20 protein-coding genes and 2 tRNA genes are annotated in these 25933 nt (G+C 71.3%); 4 read left to right on the top strand and 18 right to left on the bottom strand.

What is annotated here, in order from left to right:
- Positions 1–12 precede the first annotated feature (12 nt).
- From CP983_RS26630 to CP983_RS26610, 5 genes are all read right to left on the bottom strand, one after another.
- A complete protein-coding gene (locus tag CP983_RS26630) occupies positions 13–654 on the bottom strand; it encodes an IclR family transcriptional regulator (RefSeq protein ID WP_030955484.1) in 642 nt (213 codons plus the stop codon).
- A 291-nt stretch (positions 655–945) separates the two neighbouring features.
- The gene (locus CP983_RS26625) at positions 946–2739 is read right to left on the bottom strand and encodes a DEAD/DEAH box helicase (RefSeq protein WP_107905674.1); all 1794 of its coding nucleotides are present in this window, start codon (positions 2737–2739) and stop codon (positions 946–948) included.
- 116 nt (positions 2740–2855) lie between these two features.
- Positions 2856–3230, bottom strand: coding sequence for a type II toxin-antitoxin system death-on-curing family toxin (locus tag CP983_RS26620; protein ID WP_150502275.1), 375 nt, complete (start codon positions 3228–3230; stop codon positions 2856–2858).
- Positions 3227–3427, bottom strand: coding sequence for a hypothetical protein (locus CP983_RS26615; protein WP_150502274.1), 201 nt, complete (start codon positions 3425–3427; stop codon positions 3227–3229). Before CP983_RS26615 ends, CP983_RS26620 begins: the two co-directional genes overlap by 4 nt.
- A gap of 103 nt (positions 3428–3530) precedes the next feature.
- The gene (locus CP983_RS26610) at positions 3531–4985 is read right to left on the bottom strand and encodes an MFS transporter (protein ID WP_107905677.1); all 1455 of its coding nucleotides are present in this window, start codon (positions 4983–4985) and stop codon (positions 3531–3533) included.
- 202 nt (positions 4986–5187) lie between these two features.
- Between CP983_RS26610 and CP983_RS26605 the strand changes: the two genes are divergently transcribed.
- The 3 genes from CP983_RS26605 (at position 5188) to CP983_RS26595 (ending at position 6784) form a co-directional block, all read left to right on the top strand.
- A tRNA-Cys gene (locus tag CP983_RS26605) sits at positions 5188–5262 on the top strand.
- Between the two features lie 15 nt (positions 5263–5277).
- Positions 5278–5378, top strand: a tRNA-OTHER gene (locus CP983_RS26600).
- 164 nt (positions 5379–5542) lie between these two features.
- Complete coding sequence (locus tag CP983_RS26595) at positions 5543–6784, top strand: COG1361 family protein (protein ID WP_150502272.1); 1242 nt, start codon at positions 5543–5545, stop codon at positions 6782–6784.
- A gap of 87 nt (positions 6785–6871) precedes the next feature.
- Here the strand turns inward: CP983_RS26595 and CP983_RS26590 are convergent, their stop codons facing one another.
- The 10 genes from CP983_RS26590 to CP983_RS26545 all read right to left on the bottom strand — a co-directional run bounded on the left by CP983_RS26590 (position 6872) and on the right by CP983_RS26545 (position 19317).
- Positions 6872–8086, bottom strand: a complete 1215-nt coding sequence (locus tag CP983_RS26590) for an SUKH-4 family immunity protein (RefSeq protein WP_150502270.1) — start codon at positions 8084–8086, stop codon at positions 6872–6874.
- Between the two features lie 301 nt (positions 8087–8387).
- Positions 8388–10697 carry a xanthine dehydrogenase family protein molybdopterin-binding subunit gene (locus tag CP983_RS26585; protein ID WP_107905680.1) on the bottom strand — a complete coding sequence of 770 codons (2310 nt, stop codon included), beginning with the start codon at positions 10695–10697 and terminating at the stop codon, positions 8388–8390.
- Entirely contained in the window at positions 10694–12367 is a 1674-nt protein-coding gene (locus CP983_RS26580) for a 2Fe-2S iron-sulfur cluster-binding protein (RefSeq protein WP_150502268.1), read from the bottom strand. The genes CP983_RS26585 and CP983_RS26580 overlap by 4 nt, the downstream gene beginning before the upstream one ends.
- Positions 12364–13257 carry an FAD binding domain-containing protein gene (locus CP983_RS26575; protein ID WP_150502266.1) on the bottom strand — a complete coding sequence of 298 codons (894 nt, stop codon included), beginning with the start codon at positions 13255–13257 and terminating at the stop codon, positions 12364–12366. The genes CP983_RS26580 and CP983_RS26575 overlap by 4 nt, the downstream gene beginning before the upstream one ends.
- Positions 13258–13492: 235 nt before the next feature.
- Positions 13493–15103, bottom strand: coding sequence for a beta-N-acetylhexosaminidase (locus tag CP983_RS26570; RefSeq protein WP_150502264.1), 1611 nt, complete (start codon positions 15101–15103; stop codon positions 13493–13495).
- Between the two features lie 15 nt (positions 15104–15118).
- Positions 15119–15961, bottom strand: coding sequence for a carbohydrate ABC transporter permease (locus CP983_RS26565; protein WP_125525469.1), 843 nt, complete (start codon positions 15959–15961; stop codon positions 15119–15121).
- Between the two features lie 5 nt (positions 15962–15966).
- Positions 15967–16947, bottom strand: coding sequence for a carbohydrate ABC transporter permease (locus CP983_RS26560; RefSeq protein ID WP_150502262.1), 981 nt, complete (start codon positions 16945–16947; stop codon positions 15967–15969).
- Complete coding sequence (locus CP983_RS26555) at positions 16944–18236, bottom strand: extracellular solute-binding protein (RefSeq protein ID WP_150502260.1); 1293 nt, start codon at positions 18234–18236, stop codon at positions 16944–16946. Before CP983_RS26555 ends, CP983_RS26560 begins: the two co-directional genes overlap by 4 nt.
- Positions 18237–18424: 188 nt before the next feature.
- Entirely contained in the window at positions 18425–18715 is a 291-nt protein-coding gene (locus CP983_RS26550) for a DUF3039 domain-containing protein (RefSeq protein WP_030946851.1), read from the bottom strand.
- Positions 18716–18744: 29 nt separating this feature from the next.
- The gene (locus tag CP983_RS26545; RefSeq protein ID WP_030946849.1) at positions 18745–19317 is read right to left on the bottom strand and encodes a YqgE/AlgH family protein; all 573 of its coding nucleotides are present in this window, start codon (positions 19315–19317) and stop codon (positions 18745–18747) included.
- A 253-nt stretch (positions 19318–19570) separates the two neighbouring features.
- Between CP983_RS26545 and murA the strand changes: the two genes are divergently transcribed.
- Positions 19571–20911 carry a UDP-N-acetylglucosamine 1-carboxyvinyltransferase gene (murA, locus tag CP983_RS26540; RefSeq protein ID WP_107905685.1) on the top strand — a complete coding sequence of 447 codons (1341 nt, stop codon included), beginning with the start codon at positions 19571–19573 and terminating at the stop codon, positions 20909–20911.
- Between the two features lie 165 nt (positions 20912–21076).
- On the opposite strand, the gene CP983_RS26535 is transcribed toward murA, so the two are convergent.
- From CP983_RS26535 to CP983_RS26525, 3 genes are all read right to left on the bottom strand, one after another.
- Entirely contained in the window at positions 21077–21358 is a 282-nt protein-coding gene (locus CP983_RS26535) for an HU family DNA-binding protein (RefSeq protein ID WP_007382399.1), read from the bottom strand.
- A 360-nt stretch (positions 21359–21718) separates the two neighbouring features.
- Entirely contained in the window at positions 21719–23143 is a 1425-nt protein-coding gene (locus tag CP983_RS26530; protein ID WP_107905686.1) for an NAD-dependent malic enzyme, read from the bottom strand.
- Positions 23144–23496: 353 nt separating this feature from the next.
- A complete protein-coding gene (locus tag CP983_RS26525) occupies positions 23497–25899 on the bottom strand; it encodes a HelD family protein (RefSeq protein WP_150502258.1) in 2403 nt (800 codons plus the stop codon).
- Positions 25900–25933: the final 34 nt, after the last annotated feature.

The raw sequence follows: 25933 nt of genomic DNA, 5'->3' as shown, positions 1-25933 counted from the left end.
GGACCCCTGCCGTCAGCGCAGCGCCTCGGCCACCTCCTTGGCGGCGTCCACGACGCGCGGTCCCACCCGCTCCGGCACCGAGTCGGCCAGCATCACCACGCCCACGCTGCCCTCGACCCCGGTCACCCCGAGCAGCGGCGCGGCGGCCCCGCTCGCTCCTGCCTCCAGCTCACCGTGGGTGAGCGTGTAACCGGGCTCGTCCGTCGGCTGCTGCCGGGCGGAGAGTATGGCCCGGCCGGCGGCACCGCGGTCCAGCGGGTGCCGGAAGCCGGCCCGGTAGGCCACGTGGTAGTCGGTCCAGGTCGGCTCGACCACGGCGACGGCGAGCGCCTCCGTGCCGTCCACCAGTGTCAGATGGGCCGTCGCCCCGATGTCCTCGGCGAGCGAGCGCAGCGCCGGCAGCGCGGCCTCGCGCACCAGAGGGTGCACCTGTCGGCCCAGTCGCAGCACCCCGAGTCCGACCCGGGCGCGGCCGCCCAGGTCGCGGCGTACGAGGGCGTGTTGTTCCAGCGTGGCGAGGAGCCGGTACACAACGGTCCGGTTCACGCCCAGTTTGTTGGAAAGCTCGGTGACGGTCAGCCCGTGGTCCGTATCGGCCAGCAGTTTGAGGACGCGCAGTCCCCGGTCGAGCGTCTGAGAGGTCTCCGCGGTCACGACGCCCACTCCTTAGTGGTGAGGTCGGCAGCCCCCTCGCGACGGATGCGTCACCGAGTCCCGTCAGTGACGCGCTTCAGAGGCCGCCGATCGGCCTGCGGTCCGGCATTCCGGACCGCGTCGCTTCACGGCTGCGCTCCGCGGCGGCGCTGCCACGGGGCGTGTGCGTAGGCGGACATTAGCGAAGCCGGTTCGCTGAGCGGAAGGCTCCGTCCAGAATCCGGGCATTGGCCGGTACGGACCACGCCCGTTCGTCCTGATATATACGGCACGCACAGCGCTCTGAACCGCTTACTTCATCCGCGTGGCCCACTCCTGGACCTTGGCGATCCGCTGCCGCAACTGCCCGGCAGTGGCCTCCGCACTCGGCGGCCCCCCGCACACCCGTCGCAGCTCGGTATGGATCACCCCGTGCGGCTTCCCGCTCTGATGCACATACGCACTGACCATCGTGTTGAGCTGCTTGCGCAGCTCCATCATCTCCTTGTGCGAGACGACGGGCCGCCGCTCGGCGGGCAGCTCCAGCAGATCCGCCTCGGAGTCCGGCTTCTTGCGGCTGTGCGCGATCTGCCGCGCCTGCCGCTTCTGGAGCAGCATCTGCACCTGGTCGGGCTCCAGCAGCCCCGGGATCCCGAGGTAGTCCTGCTCCTCCTCGCTGCCGGGGTGGGCCTGCATGCCGAACTCGGCACCGTCGTAGAGGACCCGGTCGAAGACGGCCTCGGACTCCAGCGCCTCGAAGGAGAACTGCTCCTGCTCGCCGGTGTCCTCGTCCTGCTCCTTGTTCGCCTCCTCCATCTCCTTCTCGGACTCGGCGTACGGGTCCTCCTCGCCCTCCTTCTTCGGCTTGTCGAGGGCGTGGTCCCGTTCCACCTCCATCTCGTTGGCGAAGGTGAGCAGGTCGGGGACGGTGGGCAGGAACACGGACGCGGTCTCGCCGCGCCGCCGGGACCGTACGAAACGGCCGACGGCCTGGGCGAAGAAGAGGGGCGTGGAGATGGTGGTGGCGTACACCCCCACCGCCAGCCGGGGCACGTCGACGCCCTCGGACACCATGCGGACGGCGACCATCCAGCGGTCGTTGCTGCCGCTGAAGTCGTCGATCCGCTTGGACGCCCCGGCGTCGTCGGAGAGCACCAGGGTCGCCTTGCTGCCGGTGATCTCGCGGATGAGCTTGGCGTAGGCGCGCGCGGAGTCCTGGTCGGAGGCAATGACGAGGGCGCCGGCGTCCGGGATGCCCTTCCTGACCTCGGTCAGCCGCTGGTCGGCGGCGCGCAGCACACTCGGCATCCACTCGCCGCGCGGGTCGAGGGCGGTGCGCCAGGCCTGGGAGACGGCGTCCTTGGTCATGGGCTCACCGAGCCGCGCGGCGATCTCGTCACCGGCCTTGGTGCGCCAGCGCATGTTGCCGCTGTAGCTCAGGAAGATGACCGGGCGGACTACGTGGTCGGCGAGCGCGTTGCCGTATCCGTACGTGTAGTCGGCGGCGGACCGCCGGATCCCGTCGTTCCCCTCCTCGTACGTGACGAAGGGGATGGGGTTGGTGTCGGACCGGAAGGGCGTACCGGTGAGGGCGAGTCGCCGCGTGGCGGGTTCGAACGCCTCGAGGCAGGCCTCGCCCCACGACTTGGAGTCACCGGCGTGGTGGATCTCGTCGAGGATGACGAGGGTCTTGCGCTGCTCGACGCGGTTGCGGTGCAGCATGGGCCGTACGCCGACACCGGCGTAGGTCACGGCGACGCCGTGGTAGTCCTTGCCGAGCGGGCCCGCGCTGTACTCCGGGTCGAGCTTGATGCCTATGCGCGCCGCCGCCTCCGCCCACTGCTTCTTCAGGTGCTCGGTCGGCGCGACCACGGTGACCTGCTGCACGACATGGTGGTGCAGCAGCCAGGAGGCCAGGGTGAGGGCGAAGGTCGTCTTGCCGGCGCCCGGCGTGGCGACCGCGAGGAAGTCACGCGGCTGCTCCTGGATGTACTTCTCCATCGCGCCCTGCTGCCAGGCACGCAGCTTGCTGGCGGTGCCCCAGGGGGCGCGGCCGGGGAAGGCGGGGGACAGATGGTGCGAGGAGGAGGCGGCGGTGGTAGTCACGGTCTCCGTAAAGGGGTTGGGCGGCTCGGCTACGTATGACAACCGGGCCACCCTACCGGCGCCCCGACGGTGCCCAGCCGCGGACGAGGCCGCGTCACGCCCGGGTGGGACCGACGTCACAACCGCCGCAGCCGCCCCGCGATCACCGCGATGTCGCTCTCCGCACCGGAGGCGACATCGATGACGAGGTCGTACGCGGTGTCCTGGTCGCAGCCCTCCAGGCCGACGCCGTTGACGCCGAGGAAGGTCGCTGCGGCCAGCCAGGCCGTGCGCTTGTTCCCGTCGACGAGAGGGTGGTTCGTCGCGATGGCGTGCAGCAGCGCGGCCGCCTGCTCGTGGAGGTCCTCGTAGGCCGCCGTGCCGAACATGCGGGCGCGGGGCCGGTGCACGGCGGACGCGAACAGACCGCTCTCGCGGACTTCCGGGGGGCGGCCGCCGAAGGCGATCCGGGCGATCGTCGTGACCTCCGCGACCGTGAGGTGCCTGGTCATTCGCCGAGCCTCCGCAGCAGATCGGCGTGAGCACCGGCGAGCGACTGCGCGGTGCCCCGCACCGCCGACGACTCACGCGCCAGCCGATCCAGTACGGCGTCCAGGGCGATGTCCTCCGGGAGCCGGCCGGTGGCGTCCGCGAGGTCGTCGAGCTCCCGGCGGGCGGCGGGGTCGAGATGGAGCACGAGCTCGTTCATGGCGGGAGGTTAGGCCGCGCACTCAACCGCCCACGACCGATTTACGACGGCCCCGGCACGGCCCGCTCCCCCACGCACCGATCCTCACCCGTCCTCGTGCTGCTCAGCGCTCCCGCAGCCGCGTCGTCACCCACGCGCCCACCAGCGCCACCCCCGCCATCGGCAGGAACACCGCGGCGAACGCGGCCGGGTGGGAGGTGGTGGCGGAGGCGTCCATCGCCGTGTGGGTCACGGAGCCTCCGCCGAGGGCGGCGAAGGCGGCGCCGCCCAGGGCGAGCAGGATCACGTTGGAGAGGCCGTCGGAGATCTGGAGGGCGGCGGAGTTGGTGCCGGCCTCCTCGGGGGCGGAGAGGTGGAGGAGGAGCACGCTGGTGGAGGAGATCACCAGACCCATCCCGAAGCAGCCGAACGCCCACACCACGGCGAGCGTCCAGGCCGGCACGGAGTCGATGAGCACGCTCGGCGCGGCCGCGATGGTCGCCGCCACCAGCACCATCCCCAGCGTCATCAGCCGTTCCCGGTACGGCTCCATCCGCGGCCGGGACTGCAACCAGGAGCCCAGCGCCCAGGTCCCGCCGCCCGCCGCGAGGGAGAACCCGGCGAGCGTCGGTGACAGCCCCCGCTGGGTGACCAGCATCAGCGGCACGAACGACTCGGCGGCGATGAACGACCCCGCGGCCACTCCGCGCAGCAGCACCACGGACGGCAGCCCGCGCGCCGCCCGGTACGTGCCGCGCGGGAGCAGTCCGAGGACGGCCGGCACGAGGAGTGCGGCGCCGGCGACGCCGGGGACGAGGGAGAGCCAGCGCAGGTCCTGGGCGGCGTACTGGAGCAGACCCGCGCCCACGGAGATGCCGAGGGCGAGCCGGATGCGGCGGCGGTCGAAGGAGGCGGGGCGGCCGGAGCCGTCGACGGGGCCGCCCGCCAGGCGACGTATCTGCGGCAGCGCGAGCGCGAGCGGGAAGACGACCAGCACCGGGATGCCGACGAACACCCAGCGCCAGCCCAGATGCTCGGTCACCGCGCCGGAGGCCAGCGGCCCCACGATCGACGGCACGACCCAGCTCGCGGCGAACGCCGCCATGATCGCCGGTCGCAGCCGCTCGGGGTAGGCCCGGCCGACGACGACGTACAGCGCGACGATGACCAGTCCGCCGCCGAGGCCCTGCACGGCCCGTCCGAGGATGAACAGCCACATCACGCCGGCGGTCCCGGCGAGCAGCAGCCCGGCCCCGAAGGAGGCGATGCCGGCCGTGAGCGCGCCGAGCGGGCCACGCCGGTCCGACCACTGGCCTGCGAGGACCATGCCGAACAGGCTGGTGGTGAAGTACCCCGAGAACGCGAACGCGTACAGCGACACCCCGTCCAGCTCCCGCGCCGCGACCGGCATCGCCGTCCCGACGGCGGTGGCCTCGAAGGCGATGAGCAGCACGACGGAGACGATCCCGATACTGAGCGCCCGGTAGGGCCTGCCCAGCACACTCTCCTCGGACTCGGGGACCGAGGGCACATCGGATGTCTTCGCAAGATCGGCGTCACGCGGCTCGAGGGCAGTCATGGTCGCCAGCGTAAGGTCCACAACCCACTTTGGCCCCTGTCGAGAGACGGCCCGACAATGAGACCTTGGTCTTACGACCATGGGGTTCGTGAACGCGGTGTGGCAGTCGCGTTGCAGCGGGCCCGGTTCTCTTGAGGCGGTTGCGAGGCGGGCCGTACGGTCGATTCACCGAGTTCGGACGGAGCACCGCTTCTCCCGACACGGCCGTGTGCCCGAGTGGTTCAGGGATTCGCCTGCAAAGCGAATTACGCGGGTTCGATTCCCGCCACGGCCTCCAGCCCTCCCCCGCCACGGCCGCGTGCCCGAGCGGTTCAGGGATTCGCCTGCACTGCATCCATCAGCGAGCTCCGCTCGCGGGGAATTACGCGGGTTCGATTCCCGCCACGGCCTCCAGCCCTCCCCCGCCACGGCCTCCTTCTCTTCCCTCCGGTCGCACTCTCTTCTCTTCATCTCCTCAAACGGGAGCACAACCCTCCGCCCCCTCCGGGTGTCCAGGACATGACTGGACGGCAAAGCTCCGGTCGCCGTGCTTCCTGTTCCGACGAGGAGACCCATCCGTGCGCCAGCGCATCCGCCCCTCGCACCTCCGCACGTCGGCGGCCTTCGTGGCCGCCGCCGCGATCGCCGCGGCCGTTCCCGCGGTCGCCGCTCCCTCGGCGTACGCCGAGGAGGCCGCGCCCGCCCTGGTGATCTCGAACCTGCCGAGCACGTCTCCCAAGCCGGGCGACGTGTACGACGAGAACGTCGTCATCACCAACAACGGCACCGCGGCCGCGGACGGCGTCACCTTCCGGGTCCGGCTCACCCGCGGCCTCGACTTCACCGAGGAGGCGAAGGGCTGCTCCTACTCGACCGTCCAGGACCAGGTCCGCCAGGCCGTCTGCGAGCTCGACCTCACCGTCGAACCCGGCGCCTCCGTCGAGACGCCCGTGCGGTTCAAGGCACTGGACAGCGCACTGATGGAGGCCGTCGAGTACGGCACCTCGGCCACCGGCGAGACCCCGGGCGAGGGCTACGACGACAGCTACCGCCGGATGACCCTGACCGCCGACAGCTCGGCCGACCTGGTCGCCGTCGGCGAGGACACCGAGGCCCTCGCGGGCGGCCAGCAGTCGATCACGGTGCAGCTCCGCAACGACGGCCCGGGCTGGATCCAGAACCAGGAGAGCGACGACCAGCCGGCCCTCATGGTGAAGATCCCGAAGGACACCGTCGCCAGTGAAGTGCCCAAGGAATGCGCGCCGTTCGGCATCGACGGTCCGTCCGCTCCGGGTGGCACGCCGGGCAAGTCCACGTACGTCTGCTGGCCCGACGACCACACCATCGATGTCGGCGAGGCCGTGTCCTTCACCTTCATGCTGGACATCGACAAGGACGCGAAGACCACCACCGGCGAGGTGAAGGCGACCTCCGTCTACGACATCCACCCGGAGTTCGACAAGAACCCCGCCAACGACAAGGCCCCGATCCGGGTCGCCATACCCACCGACTACGAGCCCGGCCCCGCCACCTCGGGCGGTTCCTCCGACGGCGGCTCCACGGACGGCGGCGCCACCACGGGCGGCGACGGCAACGACCCCGAGGGCCAGTCCACCGGCGGTACGGGTTCCACCGGCTCCACGTCGGCCGGCACCTCCACGGGCGGCTCCTCCACCGGCTCCGTCGACGGCAACCTGGCGAGCACCGGCTCCGACGGCACCCCGCTGATCGCCGGCACCGCGGCCGCCGCGGCGGCCCTCGGCGGCGGCCTGATCCTGGCCGTGCGCCGGCGCCGCGCGAGCGCCGCCAAGTCCTCCTGACCGCCGGGGCGGTCTGAGGATCTCTTCCCTGACGCCGACATCGGGCCGGGCAGCTCCCGGCCGGATGTCGGCGTCAGGCGTTCGCGGTCACGCCGTCCGTGCCGGCTGGCGCGGCCCGCCGACCGATTCGAGCACCCCGCTCGCCTCGTCCTGGAACACCTCGGTCCAGTAGTGCCGGCCGTCCCTGCCCGCCCTGGTGCCGGTCGGGTCGACCGTCGAGAGGACCTGGAGCATGGTCATGGCCAGCTGGTCGTAGGCGTCGCTGGTGAGCGCGTGTCCGGACTCCGCGTCCATCGCCTGCTCGCGGTGCAGCAGCCAGAGGGTGAAGGCGAGCGTCGAGACGTCCGTGTTCAGCGGGAACAGTCTCGCCTCGGACTCGCTCCAGTTCAGCACCGCACCCGACTCGCCGTCGACGACCAGGCTGTTGTCGTCCACGAGATGGCCGAGGCGGATCAAGTGATCGGCGCGGGCCGGGAGTTCGGCCTCGGGGTCCACGTCGGCGTAGTACTCGGCCAGCGTCGGCAGGGAGACGTCCGGGTCGAGGGAGAACAGGAAGGCGTCCTCGGGCAGGCCCACTTCGCGCAGGAAGCGGCGCGTCGGCTCGTGGGTGAGCGTGCCGGGGAAGTCGACGTCCTCGAAGCGCACCACCTGGCGCCGGCCGAACTCCTCGTCCAGCAGCCGCGCCGGCAGGTCCAGGGCGAGCCCCGACACCCCGGCCCGGCCGGCGACGAGCGCCAACGGCCGGATCAGCGCGGCCATCCTCCAGAACGGCGCGGGTTCGCCGCCCGTGCCCTCCTCGAACACCGCCAGCAGATGCCGGGAGGCCTCCGTCACCGCCTTGGGGCCGTACCGGCCGACGTAGGAGGCGAACTGGCCGCGCAGGCCCGCCAGTTCGTCCGTGGCCTCCGCGAAGCGCACCAGGGTCCGCAGGGACGGCGCCAGGGGGCGACGGTCCATCAGGTCCGGGCGGTCGTGCAGGAAGTGCGTCGTCGAGATCTCCCCCGTGATGCCGTCCAGCAGGACGGACTCCGTCTCCAGGCCGCCGGGGCCGAGCAGCCCTCCTATCACCAGCTGGTCCCTGAGCCCGGCCGCCAGCCGGTCCTCGGGGTCGCCCGTCGAGTCCGCGACCGTCCGCAGACCGTCACGGCCGAGCTCGACGAAGGTCAGCACACCGCTGTCGCCGGGCAGTCCGGGCCCGGTCAGCCAGCGTCGCGTCGACGCGTGCGTGACGTACGGATCCAGCTCGGCCTCGGTCAGGACGATCGCCGTGTCGGCGACGTGAGTCGTGGTCGTCGTGCTCATGGCTCCCCCGCATGCGCTTTCTCGCCACCCCGGGCACGACACGGCCTGCCGACCGGCCCGTCGGACCCGGCCGCCGTCCCCACTGCCCAGAACACTACGCGCCACCACTGACAACGCCTCGGGATCAGCACACCCACTGACAGCGCTTCACATCAGTAGACGCCAGACGCACCCCGGAACGTTCCCTCTTCGCTGGAATCGCTCCCACGAGCTCGGCCCACGAGCGGGACAAACCGGGAATCCGGCACATCGGGAACGTCCGGCGGCCCTTCCGGTCGGACGGGTCGGCCGACCGGCCGGCTCACTGCGCGTTGACCACCGCGGCCTGCGGCCGGATCGGCAGCCGGTTCACGGGACGGCCCGTCGCCGCGCGCACCGCCGACGCGATGGCCGCCGGCGACGTCACCACCGGCACCGCGCTGACCGCCTTCGCGCCGAAGGGCGCGACCACGTCCCGCTCCTCGACCAGCTTCACGATCCGGATGTCGGGGGCGTCCAGTGCCGTCGGCAGGGAGTAGCCCGTCAGATCCGGGTGCCGGATCAGGCCGCGAGCCGAGCGCAGGTTCTCCGTGAGCGCTATGCCCACGCCCTGCGTCACGCCCGCCTCGATGCGCGCCTCCAGCTGCGCCGGGTTCAGCACCCGTCCGACGTCCTGGGCGAGCGCCAGCTCGACCACGCGCACCGAGCCCAGCTCGATGTCGACGTCGACCACCGCGCGGATCGCGCAGAAGGACATGCCCACGAAGGCGTCGCCCTGGCCGGCGTCGTTCAGCGGTTCGGTCGGGTGCGGCCGGCACTGGGCCGTCGCCCACAGCTCCTTGCCGTCCATCGCCTCGGTGACGGTGGTCGACAGGACGCCGTCGTACGACGTGATCTTGCCGTCGGTGATCTGGAGCAGCTCGGTGGACATGCCGAACTTGTGCGCCAGAGGCTGGAGCAGCTGTGTACGGACCATCTTGGCCGCGCGCTCCACCGCGCCGCCCGACACCCAGGTGTGCCGGCCGCGGCAACCGGCGCCCGCCGGGGGCTGGTCGGTGTCCACGGGTGCCACGTGCACCTCGTCGATGCCCAGCGTGTCCTGGACGATCTGCCGGGCCAGCGTCGTGAAGCCCTGGCCGGTCTCGACGGCCGCGCAGAGCACCGTCGCCACGCCGTCGTGGACCTTCACGGTCGCCGTGGAGACCTCGTCAGCGCCCTCGGCGCCGAGCATGTGCACCATGCCCAGGCCGTAGCCGACGCCCCGGCGCACGGCACCCGGTTCGCCCGCGCCCTCGGGGCCGCCGGGCAGCAGCCACTCGTCCTCGGGGGTGTCCTTGGGCAGGGCCGGCAGCGGGTAGTCCCGTACGGCCTGCAAGAGCTCCGCCACGGGGGCCGGGCAGGTCACCGTCTGGCCCGTCGGCAGGACGTCGCCGGTGGCCAGCGCGTTGCGCAGGCGCAGCTCCGCCGGGTCGACGCCGAGCTTCTTGGCGAGCTTGTCCATCTGCGCCTCGTAGGCGGCACAGACCTGCATGGCGCCCTCGCCGCGCACATGGCCGGAGGGCGGGTTGTTGGTGCGTACGGCCCAGCCCTCGATGAAGGCGTTCGGGACGACGTACGGGCCGCAGGCGAAGCCGACGGCGGCGGCCAGGGCCTCGGCGGAGGTGTCGGCGTAGGCGCCCGCGTCCAGCAGGATCTGCGCCTCGACCTTGACCAGCCTGCCCTCGGCGTCCGCGTGATGGCGGTACCTCAGGAGGGTCGGGTGCCGGTGGGTGTGGCCGAGGAAGGACTCCTCGCGCGTGGCCGTCAGTTTCACCGGGCAGCCGGTCTTCAGCGCCAGTAGTCCGAGCGGGAGTTGGAAGCCCTGGTCCTCGCGGTCGGCGGTGGCGCCGGGCACGCCGGTGACGACGACCTTGACGCGCTCGGGCTCGAGGCCGTAGCAGGCGGCGGCCCGGTCGCGGTCGGTGTGCGGGTCGGTGGAGGCGAGGTAGAGCTCCACGCCGCCGTCGGGCCGCGGCACGGCGAGCCCTGCCTCGGCGCCGATCGGGGCCGGGTCCTGGCGGCCGATGCGGTACAGGCCCTCGACGACGATGTCGCCGGCCGCGTCCGGGTCGCCGTGGCGCAGCGGGATGTGCCGGATCAGGTTGCCGTCGGGGTGCAGCGGCTCGGCCTCGAAGGCCTGCTCGGGGTCGGTGACCGGGTCGAGCACCTCGTACTCGACGATGACGGCCGCGGCGGCAAGCCGCGCGGTGTCGGGGTGGTCGGCGGCGACGGCGGCGATGGGCTCGCCGTGGTGGCGCACGACCTCGGAGGCGAAGACCGGACGGTCGGCCTTGCCGCGTCCGAGCAGCGGGCTGCCCGGCACGTCCTCGTGGGTGACGACGGCCCGTACGCCGGGCATCTCCCGCGCGTGGGCGGTGTCGATGGACTTGATGCGCGCGTGCGGGTGCGGCGAGCGCAGTACGGCCGCCCACAGCAGGCCCTCGGCCCACAGGTCGGCCGCGTACGGGAACGTGCCCTCGGTCTTGGCGCGGGCGTCGGCGGGCTGCAGTGAGGCGCCGAGGCCGTGCGGGATCGGCTCGGGGGCGGGTGCTGCCTCCGCGGCTGTGGTCGCGGTGGCGGCTTCGTTGCTCACGCCTGGCCTCCGTCCTGGCCGTACGCCTGGTCATGCGATCCTCGGCCGCCGCGCGGCTCGAACGCCGACGGGTGCACCCCGCCGGCCCCCGGGCCCGCCTGGTGAGGGATACGCGGCTCGTCCCCGTCCTGTTCGCCGTCGCCGGCCCCGGTGTGCGCCTCGCGCTCGGCGACGACTTCCTTGACGGCGTCCACCACGCCCCGGTAACCGGAGCAGCGGCACAGGTTGCCGCACAGTGCCTGGCGGGTCTCCAGCTCGGTCGGCGCCGGGTTGCCCTCCAGCAGGTCGTGCACGGTCATCGCCATGCCCGGCACGCAGAAGCCGCACTGCACGGCGCCGCAGCGCGCGAGTGCCCGCTGCACGTCCGAGGGCTGTCCGTCGACGGCCAGGCCCTCGACGGTGCGGACCTCGCTGCCCGCGGCGGTGACGGCGGGCACCAGGCAGGACGCGACGAGCCGTCCGTCGACCTGCACGTTGCAGGCGCCGCACTCGCCCTGCGAGCAGCCGTCCTTGGCGCCCGCGAGGCCGAGCCGTTCGCGCAGCACGTAGAGCAGCGACTCACCGATCCAGGCGTCCGAGACGGGCCGGTCGGCGCCGTTGACGCGCAGGACGTAGGAGGCCAGGGGGTGTTCCTCGCCGGGCAGCGGCGGCGCGTCGTCGGCCTGCTCCGAGTCCTCGGCGGCCTCCGTGCTCGACTCGTCGTCGGCGGAGGGCCCTGCGGGGCCCTGGGGTGCCTCTGTGGCGCCTCGGGCGTCCGTGTCGTCGGAGTCGGGCTCACCGGCCCCCGGGGTGGCCTGTGAGGGCTCTGAAGCGCTCTCGGCGGAGTCGTCGGCGGGCCGCTCGGAGCGGCTCGGAGCGAACGCGCCGGGCTCCACACGCGCGTGGGGCTCCGCGCCGGGCGTCGCGGACGGGTCGCCGTCCCGGTCGAACGCGGCGGACGCGGGGCCGGTTCCGACGGGCCGCCGGACGGGGTGCCCGCCGGCCGGCGCGGCATGCGGGTCACCGGCGTGCGGTCCCGGCCGGCCGGGAGCGTGCTCGGCGTCGGTGGGGCGCGCGGGCGCGGTTCCCAGCGCCTCGGCGGGCGCTTCCGCCTGCTGTCCCCACGGCCGCCCCGGCGCCTGCGTCGCCCAGGGTGCGGCCGCGCCGCCCGGCAGCGTGGCCGGCGGGGTGCCGCCGCCCCACTGCTCGACGAGCGAGGACGTGGTGAACTCGCCGGATTCGTCCGGAAGGTCGCCTCCGGCGACGGGGATCGACCACTGACCGGTGACGTCCTGACCGGGCGCGCCGGTGTCCTGGCCCGCCGCGGTCTCGGAGAAGTTCCACTGCTGGGTGGCGCCGGGGTTGTACGTGAATCGGTCGCCGCCCTGCTCCTGCGGGGCGTTCGGGTCGGGCCAGCGGTCGCCCTCGGCGGGGGTGCCCGCGGTGGGCCAGCCGCCGGTGGCCGCGGGGTCGGTGCCCGCGCCGGTGCCCGGCGCGACCGTTATCTGCGGCGGGACGTACCCGTGGCCGGGCGCGGCGAGCGGGCTGTCGGGGTTGGCCAGGAGGGCTTCGATGCCCCCTTCGGGGAGCTTGACGAAGGCGGTGGCGCCGTCGTCGTACTCGCCCTGGGGCAGCGGGTCCCAGCGGCCCGCGCCCTGGGGCGTGCCCTCTCCGTGCCGGTCGTCGGTCACGACAGCGCCCTCCCCAGTGCTCGTCGGGCCAGCGCGGCGACGGTGCGCCGCAGGTGCAGTACGGCGGGCGGATGCTGGGCCATGGAGCCGTCCTCGGCCGGGGCCGGGTCGGGGATGCAGGCCGCGGCGACGTACTCGCCGAAGGCGTTGAGCGCTTCGGGGACGATCGCGCGGCTGTTGTCCCAGTCGATCAGCTGGGCGACCCACTGTTCGGCCTCCAGGGGCCGCAGCGGCATCGGCGCTATGGCGCCGACGGCGCACCTGACTCCGCGCCGGGCGGGGTCGAGCACGACCGCGACGGACGCCATGGCGCGCCCCGGGCCGGTGCGGCCGGTGGCCTTGAGGAAGACCTGCGGGGCGTGCAGCAGCGGCACGCGCACGTAGCCGATGAGTTCGCCGGCGCGCAGCATCTCCATGCCCGCCAGCAGGTGCGACACCGGGATCTCCCGGCGGGCTCCGCCCGGGCCCGCGACGATCAGGGTCGCTTCGAGGGCGGCGAGCACCGGCAGCGCGTCACCGGTCGGGGACGCCGAGGCGATGTTGCCGCCGAGGGTGCCGGCGTTGCGGATCTGCGGCGGGCCCGCGGCGCGCGCGGCGGCGGCGAGCGCCGGGATGAGCGCCGCGAAGTCGGGGCGGCCCATGCGCGCGTGCGTGAGGCCCGCGCCGAGCAGCGCGTGGCCGTCCTGGTACTGCCAGCCGCGGATCTCGCTGATCCGGCCGAGGCCGACCAGCGCGGCGGGCCTGAGCTGCCCGGAGTTGACGGCGGCCATGAGATCGGTGCCGCCCGCCACGGGCACGGCGGCGGGCATGGCGGCGAGTGCCGCCACGGCTTCGTCCAGCGTCGTGGGCAGCGTGACGGCCTGCGCCGCCTGCGGTGCGTGCGTGGTCAAACCGGCTGCCCCTTCCCGCTGCCCCACCTGGTCCCACCTGTGTTGCCGTACGGTACGTGCTGACAGGGCGGACGTGGCAACTCTGGCACATCTTCGCAGGGCACGAAGACAGGGGTCCGCTAGGAGGCATTCGCCCACCTGATCAGGGAGATGGTCCGTTTTCGCACGGCATCGCCCGGCATCACCAGTGCGTACCGATTGACACTCTTCGGTGACCCCTTGCCGGTTTTTTCCATTATCTGTTCGGGGGCGGCCCGTCGATCGGCCGGCCCGGCACTCCGGGCCTCCGCTGCCAGGGCCGCGGCCCCGTGGGTGGCCGGTACGCGACCCCCAGGGCGTCAAGTCGGCCGTAGTGGGCGGCCAGTCGGCGCTCGAAGTCCGCGAAGTCCCGTTCCGCCGGGGCGGGCAGGCCGCTCCAGGCCACCTCGGCGAAAGCGGCGAGGCGCGGAAACGCCTGGTAGTCGACGCGCGCCCGGTCCTCCATCACCTCGGTCCACAGGTTGGCCTGGGTGCCGAGCACGTGCCGGGCCTCGTCGGGCGTCAACTCCGCGGGAACGGGCTCGAACCGATAGACGTCCTCCAGGGTGCGCACGAAGCCGATCGGTACGGGCTCGTCGGCGCCCGCGTCCTGACGGTGGTCCAGATACACCTGCTGCTCGGGGCACATGACGACGTCGTGACCCGCGCGGGCCGCCGCGACCCCGCCCGCATATCCGCGCCAGGACGACACGGCCGCGCCTTTCGCGAGCCCGCCCTCCAGAATCTCGTCCCATCCGATGAGCCGGCGTCCGCGCGCGGTGAGCCAGCTGTCGAAGTGGCCGATGAACCACGCCTGGAGCTCGTCCTCGTCCTTCAGCCCGAGTTCCCTGATGCGCTCCTGCGCGGTCGGCGACTGCCGCCACTGGTCCTTGGGGCATTCGTCTCCGCCGACATGAATGAACTCCGAGGGGAACAGCTCCAGGACTTCCTCGAACACCCCCTCGTAGAAGCGCAGGGTGTTGTCGGTGGGGGCGAGTACGTTCGGATTGATCCCCCAGGTGTCCCAGACGGAGAGGGCGGTGGTGTCGACGACGTCGGTGTTGCCGAGTTCCGGGTACGCGGCGATGGCGGCCTGCGAGTGTCCCGGTACGTCGATTTCCGGGACGACGGTGATATGCCGCTCGGCGGCGTACGCGACGATCTCGCGGATGTCGTCCCGGGTGTAGTAGCCACCGTGCGGCTTCTCCTCCCACAGCGGGGATGCCCGATGGCCGAATTTCGTGCGGGCCCGCCAGGAGCCGACCTCGGTGAGCCGGGGGTACTTCCTGATCTCGACGCGCCAGCCCTGGTCGTCCGTCAGATGGAAGTGGAAGACGTTCAGTTTGTGCGCGGCCAGCAGGTCCAGGTGGCGCAGCACGCCGTCCTTGGGCATGAAGTGCCGGGCCACGTCGAGCATGACGCCGCGCCAGCGGAACCGGGGGGCGTCCCGGATCTCCGTCAGGGGCAGCCGCCAGGTACGGCCGGGAAGGGGTGCGCGCCTGAAGGCGTCGGGGCCGAGAAGCTGCAGCATCGTCTGGGCGCCCCAGAAGACACCGGCGGGCGAGCCGCCCTGGACATGGACGCCGTGGGGGGCGACGACCAGGCGGTATTCCTCGGTGTCGAGGCCGGGCCGGACGGACAGATGGAGGACGTCGTACTCGTCCCCCTTCTTGGGCGGCAGCGCGAACCCGGTCGCCGCGCCGAGCGTCGTGCGCAGCCATCGCGCGGTGCCCTCGGTGCCGGGCCCGGCCTCGATACCGAAGCCGTCGCCGAGTTCGAGGAAGCCCTCGGCCCGTTCCGTCCGGTGAGGCAGCGGAATGAGATCCATGAATGATCAGGCCTTTCAGTCCTTGACCGCTCCGCCCAGCCCCGACACCAGTCGTCGCTGCACGAGCACGAAGAAGATCAGTACCGGAATCGTCATCACCGTGGAGGCCGCCATCACGCCGCCCCAGTCCGGCTCGTCCGGCTTGTAGAAGACGAGCAGGGCCATCGGCAGGGTCGACTGCGAGGTGTCGCTGATGATGAAGGACTTGGCGAACAGGAAGTCGTTCCAGGCGGAGATGAACGAGAAAACGCTTGTGGCCACCAACCCCGGGAAGACCAGCGGGAAAAGGATCTGCCACAGGAATCGCGAGCGGCTCGCCCCGTCGATGTAGGCGGCCTCCTCGATGGCCTCCGGAACGGCCTTCACAAACCCCCGCAGCATCCAGATCGCGAAGGGCAGCGAGAACGCGATGTGCGGCAGGATCAGCGACCCCAGGGTGTTCAGTTGGCCGAAGTCCCGCATGAGGAAGAACAGGGGGATCGTCAGGGCCTCCACCGGCACCATCTGGGCCACCAGAAACATGATCAGCAAGGTGGTCCGGAAGCGGAACCGGAATCGTGTCACCGCGGTCGCCGCGAGAAACGCGATGAGCGCCGAGGCGATCACGACGGTGCATGCGACGACAAGGCTGTTGACGAAGTAACGGCCGAATTCGTTCTGCTCGAAGACCCGCCGGAAGGAATCCAGGGAAGGGTCCAGCGTCCACGGCCGCGGCTCGCTCGACTCGATCTCCCCGGCCGGTTTGAAGGCGCCGAGCACCATCCAGTACAGCGGGAACGCCACCACCACGGCGATCAGCAGCGCGGACGCCTCCGCGAGCAGCCGCCAGGGCCGCCGTACGAGACGTGCCGGATTCATGGAACTCACAGCTCCTCCCCCTGTCTGCGCAGCAGCCGCAGATACACGAGCGTCACCGCCAGCAGGATCAGCAGCATCACCACGCCGATCGCCGAGCCCAGGCTGTACTGCGAGGACGCGAACGCCTTCTGGTAGGCGTACACGTTCAGGACCAGGTTCTGGCCCGCGATGCCGCCTCCGTTGGTCATCACATAGATCTGGGTGAAGACCTTGAAGTCCCAGATGACCGACTGGATGGTGACGACCACCAGGATCGGCCGCAGCATCGGCGCCAGCACCGACCGCCAGATCCGCCACTGCGAGGCGCCGTCCAGCGCGGCGGCCTCCAGCACCTCGGCCGGGACGGAGCGGATACCCGCGTACACCGTGACCATCACGAACGGGAAGGAGCACCACACCACTTCGAGCAGCACCAGGAAGAAGGCGCTGAAGCGCCCGTACGTCCAGGAGTGGTCACCGAGCCCCAGCAGCCGGTTCACCGGCCCGAAGTCCGGGTCGAAGAGGAACAGCCACACCGTCGACCCGGTGATGGCCGGCGTCGCCCACGCCCCGAGCGCGGCCAGCATCAGCGCCAGCCGCGGCACGGCACGCACCCGCGTGAGCAGCACGGCGAGCGCACAGCCGACGGCGAGCGTCGAGACGACACAGGCCGCCGCGAAGACGACGGTGGCGAGCAGCACCTGCCAGAACTGCGGGTCCGAGAACAGCTCCGAGTAGTTCCCGAACCCCTGGAAGGTGGTCGGCTCCCCGCCGCTGACCTGGGCCTGCGTGTACTCGAAGAACGAGATCAGCCCGAGCTGATAGACGGGATAGACGAGCAGCCCGCCGAGCACGACGAGGGCGGGGGCGAGATAGAGCCAGGGAGTCTTCTGATTCCGGCGACGGGAACGCCCTTGGGGGCGCGGGGAACTGCGCGAGAAACCACGATCCACCCGCACCCGCCGACGCTCCAGCACCCCCGAGCTATTAGGCGTAACCGGCGTCATCCGGCGGAGCCGAACGCCTCGTCCATCTTCCTCGCCGCATCCCCAGCAGCCCCGGCGACATCCTTCTTACCGCTGATGACCTCCTGGAACATCGTCGGCAGGACGAGCGAGGAGTCGATCCCCGACCACGCGGGCGACGCGGGCACGAACTTCGTCCCCGAGGACAGCGTCTGCACGAAGGGCTTCACGTACGGCTTCTCCGCCGCGGCCTTCTCCCGCACGTCCCCGAACGTCGGCAGGAACCCCATCGCGTCGAACATCGACGCCTGTGTCTCCTTCGAGGCCAGCTGCTCCATCAGCCGAACCGCCAGCGTCCGGTGCGAGGTGCTCTTCAGGACGCCGATGTTGTTGCCCCCGGCGAACGCCGGCGCGACGGACCCGGCCTTCACTCCCGGCAGCGGCACGACCGCGTACTTGCCCTTGACCTTCCCGGCCTCCACGGCCGCGTGGCTGAAGTCGCCGCCGATCGCCATGCCCGCCTTGCCGGCCGCGAACGCGGTGACCGTGTCGTTGCCGCCCATGCCCGCGCACTTGGCGGCGGGACAGTTGTCGTCGGAGAAGAGGGACGTGTACTCCTTGATCCCCTTCTGCGCGGCCTCGCTGTCGATGGCCGAGGCGTACGAGCCGCCCTTGCCGGTGGCGAGCTCACCGCCGTTGGCCCACACGAACGGCATCGCGCCGTAGGTGTACGCCCCGCCCACCACGAGCCCGTACAGCTCGGGCTCGGCGGCGCGGATCCTGCGGGCCGTCGTCGCCAACTCGGCCATCGTCTTCGGCACTTCGAGGCCGAGTTCCTCGAAGATGTCGGTGCGGTAGTACAGGGCGCGCACCCCGACGTAGAAGGGGGCGCCGTAGATCTTGCCGTCCACGGTGACGGACTGCTCGGCCGTGGGGTCGGTGTCCTTCGCCTCGCTCCAGTCGCCGAACTCCTTCGTGACGTCGAGGAGTCCGCCGTCCTTCACATAGCCGGCGGTGTCGGTGTTGCCGTACTCGATGACGTCGGGAGCGGACTTCGGGTCGTTGAAGGCGGCCTTCACGCGCTGGGCGCGGGTCTCGACCGGGATGTACTCGACGTCGACCTTCGCGCCCTCGTGCTCCTTCTCGAAGTCGGCGACGACGGCGTCGACGACCTTCTCCTTCGGCTTGTTGCCGACCTCCTGGAACAGCCAGACCCGCAGGGTGCCGGTCTTCTCGTCCTTGTCGGAGGAGGAGTTGTCGGAGGTCTGGGGGGCGCAGGCCGTGACGGCCAGGGCGGTGAGCAGTACGGCGAGTCTGGGGGCGAGCTTCATGGAGCGGTCCTCCGGGCGTGCGTTGCAACATATGCAATGACGGTTTCGCTCTGCACAACGCAACGGAGCCTAGGGACTGCGTGAACATGTCCACAAGAGGTCTCAACCACTTCGTGACACGCGAAGGCCCCCGGGGCGCGCCGAAACGCGCCCCGGGGGCCTTCGTGGACCTCAGGCGGGAGGGAGGGCTACTTCTTGTCGCCGCCCTTGCCCTTGTCGTCGCCACCGCCAGCGCCCATGGACTCGTAGATCTCCTTGCACATGGGGCACACGGGGTACTTCTTCGGGTCGCGGCCGGGCACCCAGACCTTGCCGCACAGCGCCACGACGGGGGTCCCGTCGAGGGCGCTCGCCATGATCTTGTCCTTCTGGACGTAGTGGGCGAAGCGCTCGTGGTCGCCGTCGCCGTGGGAAGTCTGCGGCGTGGGCTCGACGAGGGTCCCCGTACCAGTCCCGCGCTCGGGCTCGAGAGTGCTCATACCGCCAAGAGTACTGAAGCTCACATGCATCAGTTGAGCGACGGGTCGTCCGGGTACGTGGCCACCATCGCGAGCTCGTTGCGCTGGCGGCGCAGCACCGAGCGCCACAGTCCCTCCGGGGACGGCGAGGACACGTCACCCGGCTCGGACTCCACCACGTACCAGGCGCCCTCCACCAGCTCGTCCTCCAGCTGGCCGGGGCCCCAGCCGGCGTACCCGGCGAAGATTCTCAGGGAGCCGACGGCCGAGGCGAGCAGCTCCGGCGGTGCCTCAAGGTCCACAAGCCCGATCGCGCCGTGCACGCGGCGCCAGCCCAGCGGGGCGCTCTCGCCGTTCGCGTCACCGGGGATGACGGCCACGCCGAGCGCCGAGTCCAGGGACACCGGGCCGCCCTGGAAGACGACACCGGGCTCGCCGGCGAGGTCGGCCCAGCCCTCCAGGATGTCGCCCACGTCGACGGGGGTCGGACGGTTGAGGACGACGCCGAGGGAGCCCTCCTCGTCGTGGTCGAGAAGGAGCACCACCGCGCGGTCGAAGTTCGGGTCCGCCAGGGCGGGCGTTGCCACGAGCAACCGCCCTGTGAGCGAGGACACCTCGGTCATGCCAGACATGATCCCGCATCTTCCCTTCGTGTGGGGAGGCAATGCCGGTTCGGGAGGGAATGCAGCTCAGGGCGGACAGAAGCGCCGCCCGGCGCACGGCCGCGACGGTGACCGCTCGTGCCCGGCGGTGAACCGTTCGTGTTGTGACAGAGCTATGACGTTCCTGAGCCGTACTTGGGCTTACTGAAGGGGGGTCGACGGCGATTACCCTTTCCCTCCTGGCCCCTGCCCAACTCATCGGAACGCGAGATACATGACCGTCAACGACGATGTCCTGCTTGTCCACGGCGGAACCCCGCTGGAGGGCGAGATCCGTGTCCGCGGTGCGAAGAACCTCGTACCGAAGGCAATGGTCGCCGCCCTGCTGGGCAGTGAGCCGAGTCGACTGCGCAACGTACCGGACATCCGTGACGTGCGTGTCGTACGCGGCCTGCTGCAACTGCACGGTGTGACGGTCCGTCCGGGTGAGGAACCGGGCGAGTTGGTGATGGACCCCTCGCACGTGGAGAGCGCGAACGTCGCTGACATCGATGCCCACGCGGGTTCCAGCCGGATCCCGATCCTCCTGTGCGGTCCGCTGCTGCACCGCCTCGGGCACGCCTTCATTCCCGGCCTCGGCGGCTGCGACATCGGCGGCCGGCCCATCGACTTCCACTTCGAGGTGCTGCGGCAGTTCGGCGCGACGATCGAGAAGCGCGCCGACGGCCAGTACCTGGAGGCCCCGCAGCGGCTGCGCGGCACGAAGATCCGGCTGCCGTACCCGTCCGTCGGCGCCACCGAGCAGGTGCTGCTGACGGCCGTCCTCGCGGAAGGCGTCACCGAGCTCTCGAACGCGGCCGTGGAGCCGGAGATCGAGGACCTCATCTGCGTCCTGCAGAAGATGGGCGCCATCATCGCGATGGACACCGACCGCACCATCCGCGTCACCGGTGTGGACCGGCTCGGCGGCTACAACCACCGCGCGCTGCCGGACCGTCTGGAGGCCGCCTCCTGGGCGTCCGCCGCGCTGGCGACCGAGGGCAACATCTACGTCCGCGGCGCGCAGCAGCGCTCGATGATGACGTTCCTCAACACCTACCGGAAGGTGGGCGGTGCCTTCGAGATCGACGACGAGGGCATCCGTTTCTGGCACCCCGGTGGCCAGTTGAAGTCCATCGCCCTCGAAACGGACGTGCACCCGGGCTTCCAGACCGACTGGCAGCAGCCGCTGGTCGTGGCCCTGACGCAGGCCACGGGCCTGTCCATCATCCACGAGACGGTCTACGAGTCCCGCCTCGGCTTCACGTCCGCGCTGAACCAGATGGGCGCCCACATCCAGCTCTACCGCGAGTGCCTCGGCGGTTCCGACTGCCGCTTCGGCCAGCGCAACTTCCTGCACTCCGCGGTGGTCTCGGGACCGACGAAGCTCCAGGGCGCCGACCTGGTCATCCCCGACCTGCGCGGCGGCTTCTCGTACCTCATCGCGGCCCTCGCGGCCCAGGGCACGTCCCGTGTCCACGGCATCGACCTCATCAACCGCGGCTACGAGAACTTCATGGAGAAGCTCGTGGAGCTCGGCGCGAAGGTCGAACTGCCGGGCAAGGCACTCGGCTGACACACCCGTACCCGTACGCCGATGGGGCGGCCACCCGGTTTCGGGTGGCCGCCCCATCGGCGTTACTGCAGCGCCCTGAAAGGGGGCGCGGGGAACTGCGCGACCAGCCAGGGCGGGCCCGCAGTCGCCCACGGCGCCACACCACAACGGCGCTCGGGCGGACCCTTACTTACCCTTGGCGGCTTCCTTGAGCTTGCTGCCCGCGGAGACCTTCACGCTGTAGCCGGCGGGGATCTGGATCGGGTCGCCGGTCTGCGGGTTGCGGGCGGTGCGAGCGGCACGGTGGGTGCGCTCGAAGGTCAGGAAGCCGGGGATCGTGACCTTCTCGTCGCCCTTGGCGACGATCTCGCCGACGGTCTCGGCGAACGCGGCCAGCACGGCGTCGGCGTCCTTGCGGGTCACCTCGGCGCGGTCGGCCAGCGCGGCCACCAGCTCACTGCGGTTCATGTTGTTACTCCCGTGTTCATTTGCCTTGAGGCGTGCCACGCGGCGGAGCCGCATGTCGGGCACAGCGATGTCGATGCTGCCAGGGTCCTCGGTGCGACCCGGGACCCGGGTCCGTCGTCAGACCCTCGCGCCCAGAGACGCATCCTGCCCCTACCTGCGGCGGGAAAGCCAATCCGGCGCCCGGAGGAGTCGTGAGAACACCCGTGGGTGTCACACGAAGAGAGAGCCTGAGCTTGGCCGTCACGATAAACGGCGTCCCAAGGCCCCAGGTTCCACGACGCGCCGTTACAAGGGCTTGCCGTGGCGATCCTCACAGCCCATGCACACTTTTCAGGGCTGTGAGGCGCCGAACCCGTGCGATTACTCGCCCGACGTCACTGCGGACACCGCCTTCGCGGCCTCCCGCACCGCGCCGGCGACCGCGCCCGCGACCTTGTCGTTGAACACGCTCGGGATGATGTAGTTCGGGTTCAGCTCGTCCTCGGTCACCACGTCCGCCAGCGCCTTCGCAGCCGCGAGCATCATGTCCGTGTTGACGGTGCGGGACTGAGCGTCCAGCAGACCGCGGAAGACGCCCGGGAAGACCAGCACGTTGTTGATCTGGTTCGGGAAGTCGGAGCGGCCCGTGGCCACAACTGCGGCCGTCTGACGGGCGATTGCGGGGTCGACCTCGGGGTCCGGGTTCGCGAGCGCGAACACGATCGCGTTCTCGGCCATGGCGGCCACGTCGGCGCCGTCGAGGACGTTCGGGGCGGAGACGCCGATGAAGACGTCCGCGCCGCGCACGGCCTCCTTCAGCGTGCCGGTCAGGCCCTCGGGGTTGGTGTTGTCGGCGATCCAGCGCAGCGGCGAGTCGGCCGCGGCGTCCACCAGGTCCTCGCGGCCGGCGTGCACCACGCCGTGGATGTCGGCCACGACGGCGTTCTTCACACCGGCGGCGAGCAGCAGCTTGAGGATGGCCGTACCGGCGGCGCCGGCACCGGACATGACGACGCGAATGTTCTCGATGGCCTTGCCGGTGCAGCGCAGTGCGTTCGTCAGGGCGGCGAGGACGACGATCGCGGTGCCGTGCTGGTCGTCGTGGAAGACGGGGATGTCGAGGGCCTCGCGCAGGCGGGCCTCGATCTCGAAGCAGCGCGGGGCGGAGATGTCCTCGAGGTTGATGCCGGCGAACCCGGGGGCGATCGCCTTGACGATCTCGACGATCGCGTCGGTGTCCTGGGTGTCCAGGCAGATCGGCCAGGCGTCGATGCCGGCGAACCGCTTGAACAGGGCGGCCTTGCCCTCCATCACGGGCAGCGCGGCCTTCGGGCCGATGTTGCCCAGGCCCAGCACGGCCGAGCCGTCCGTCACGACCGCAACGGAGTTGCGCTTGATGGTGAGGCGGCGGGCGTCCTCAGGGTTCTCGGCGATCGCCATGCAGACCCGGGCCACACCCGGGGTGTAGATCATCGAGAGGTCGTCGCGGTTGCGGATGGGGTGCTTCGACGCCATCTCGATCTTGCCGCCGAGGTGCATCAGGAACGTACGGTCGGAGACCTTGCCCAGCGTGACGCCCTCGATGGTGCGCAGCTGCTCCACGATCTCGTCGGCGTGCGCGGTGGAGGTCGCGGCGATGGTGACGTCGATGCGGAGCTTCTCGTGGCCGGACGCGGTCACGTCGAGGCCGGTCACCGAGCCTCCGTGGGACTCGACGGCTCCGGTGAGCTGGGAGACCGCGGTTCCGCTCGCGGGCACCTCCAGCCGGACCGTCATCGAGTAGGAGACGCTGGGCGCCGTTGCCATGGCCGACTTCCTCTGCTTTCACCGTGTGGCTGGTATGCCGTCCGATCGTCGCACCTACCGCTGAGTAGGAGTTAGCCGGGCGTGGATTGCGAACGTATTGTTCGCCACGTCTTCGCAAGAAAAGAGGCCCACGTCACACGGTGACGTGGGCCTCTCCTACGTTCATGACACCGACCCGCCATGCTCGCCTCGCGGCAAGTGGTCGCTCGTAGCGACGAAGGTTGGGCCCGGGGGCTTGGATCGAGCCGGTGTCACACCCAGGCTAACAAACAGATCTCTCAAGGCCATTCCCGTACCGCGAGTTCATTTCCCCGCCGCCGGCAAAGCCCCCGTTCGGCCCCGCTCAGTCCCGCTCAGTCCCGCAGCAGATCCGGCACACCGGACGCGTCCGGCTCGTCCCGGTCCCCCGAGACCACCGTCAGCTGCTGGGTGGCCCGGGTCAGCGCGACGTACAGCACACGCAGGCCGGCCGGGGACTCGTCCGCGATCTCCGCCGGGGAGACGACGACCGTGGCGTCGTACTCCAGGCCCTTCGCCTCCAGGCTGCCGAGCGCCACGACGCGGTCGCCGAGCCCGGTGAGCCACTTGGCCGCCTCCTCGCGCCGCCGCATGGCGACCACGACGCCGATCGTCCCGTCGACCTGGTCGAGCAGCCGGGCCGCCTCCTCGCGAACGGTCTGCGCGAGCGTGTCACGGACAACCGTGCTGTGTCCTTTGTTCGTAGTCACGAAACGCGGCCGTACGCCGGTGGAGCGCACCGCCGACGGGGACGTCGAGCCGGGCATGGCCAGGGCCAGCACCTTGGCGGCGAGCTCGGCGATCTCGGCCGGGTTGCGGTAGTTCACGGTGAGCTGGAAGCGGCGGCGCGGGCGGGTGCCGAGTGCCTCGTCGCGTGCCTCGGCCGCCTCGTCCACGTCGGACCACGACGACTGGGCCGGGTCGCCGACGACCGTCCAGGTGGCGTGCCGGCCGCGGCGGCCGACCATGCGCCACTGCATCGGCGTGAGGTCCTGGGCCTCGTCGACGATGACGTGGGCGTACTCGGTGCGCTCGGCCGCCAGCCGCTCGGCGCGCTCGCGCTGCGACTCCTCGCGCACCGGCATCAGCTCCTCCAGGCCGGTGAGCTGGTCGAGCGGGTCCAGGTCGCGCTTCCTGCGCGGGCGGGCCGGGGTGCCGAGGATCGCCTGGAGCTCGTCGAGCATGGCGATGTCGTGCACGGTGAGGCCGTCGCGCTTGAGCGAGCGGGCCACCTTGCGGACCTCGCCGGGATTGAGGATCCGGCGTGCCCAGCGGCCGAGGCGGCGCTCGTCGGCCATCGCCGTGAGGACCGCCTTCGGGGTGAGCTCCGGCCACCAGGCGTCGAGGAAGGCGATGAAGCTGTCCTCCGTGGCCACGTCCTCGTCGAAGGAGGAGCGCAGTTCGGCGGCGAGCTCCGGGTCGGTGTGCCGGGTGGCGCCGCCCGACTGCGCCCACAGGGCGTCCAGCAGCAGCTTGCGGGCGCGTGGGCGCAGCAGGTTCACCGGTGCCGTGCCGCCGAGGGCGGTGCGGCGGACGCGTTCCAGCGCGTCGGCCTCCAGCTCCAGCCGGCGCCCGAAGGCGACGACACGCAGGAGGGTCGGCGGTCCGGCGGGGGCCGGCACGGGAGTGTCGTCGTCGCCGAAGGCGAGCTGCCCACCGCGGTCCGCGCCGTTCCCGGCGGCGACGGCCGTGCCGCCCGGTCCCAGCTCCAGCGCACCCCGCGCCGCCTTCCGCAGCACCTTGAGCATGCGGTACGAGCCCTTGGCGCGGGCCGTGGCCGGGGAGTCGTACAGCGTGGCCTCGGTGCCGTCGACCAGGGAGCCGATCGCGCGGATGGCGACCTGGCCCTCCTCGCCGAGCGACGGCAGCACGCCCTCGGTGTACGCGACCAGCAGCGGGGTCGGCGAGACGATCAGGATGCCGCCCGCGTACCGGCGCCGGTCCTGGTAGAGCAGGTAGGCGGCGCGGTGCAGGGCGACGGCGGTCTTGCCGGTGCCAGGACCGCCCTCGACGTACGTCACCGAGGCGGCGGGGGCGCGGATGACCAGGTCCTGCTCGGCCTGGATGGACGCCACGATGTCCCGCATGGTGTGGCCACGGGCCTGCCCGAGGGCCGCCATCAGGGCGCCGTCGCCGATCACGGGCAGCTCACGGCCGTCGAGGAACGCCTTGAGCTCGGGGCGCATCAGGTCGTCCTCGACGCCGAGGACCCTGCGGCCCTTGGAGCGGATGACCCGGCGCCGTACGACCCGCCCGGGGTCGACCGGGGTCGAGCGGTAGAAGGGCGCCGCGGCCGGGGCCCGCCAGTCGATGACCAGCGGGGCGTAGTCGGAGTCGAGCACTCCGATACGGCCGATGTGCAGGGTCTCGGCGATGTCGGCGGTGCTGTCCTCGCGCACCGCGCCCTCGGCGGGCTCGACGGCGGTGTAGGCGCCGTCCGGGCCCTTCTTGCCGTCCTTGCCGAGCAGCAGGTCGATGCGTCCGAAGAGGAAGTCCTCGAACTCGTTGTTGAGCCTGTTGAGGTGCACGCCGGCACGGAAGACCTGCGCGTCGCGCTCGGCGAGCGCGCCGGGTGTGCCGACCTGGCCGCGCTTGGCCGCGTCGTTCATCAGGAACTCCGCCTCGTGGATCTTCTCCTCGAGGCGTCGGTACACCCGGTCGAGGTGTTCCTGTTCGACGCCGATCTCTCGGTCTCGCAGGGAGTCGAGCGCGGTTTCCTGTGGAGCCTGAGCGGCCACCGGGCCCCCTTCTGACGTGCTGGGCAGCCGTCAA

This window comes from Streptomyces chartreusis (assembly GCF_008704715.1).
Classification (GTDB): domain Bacteria; phylum Actinomycetota; class Actinomycetes; order Streptomycetales; family Streptomycetaceae; genus Streptomyces; species Streptomyces chartreusis.
The sequence above is the reverse complement of the archived record's forward strand: the minus strand, read 5'-3'. Positions and strand labels throughout refer to the sequence as shown.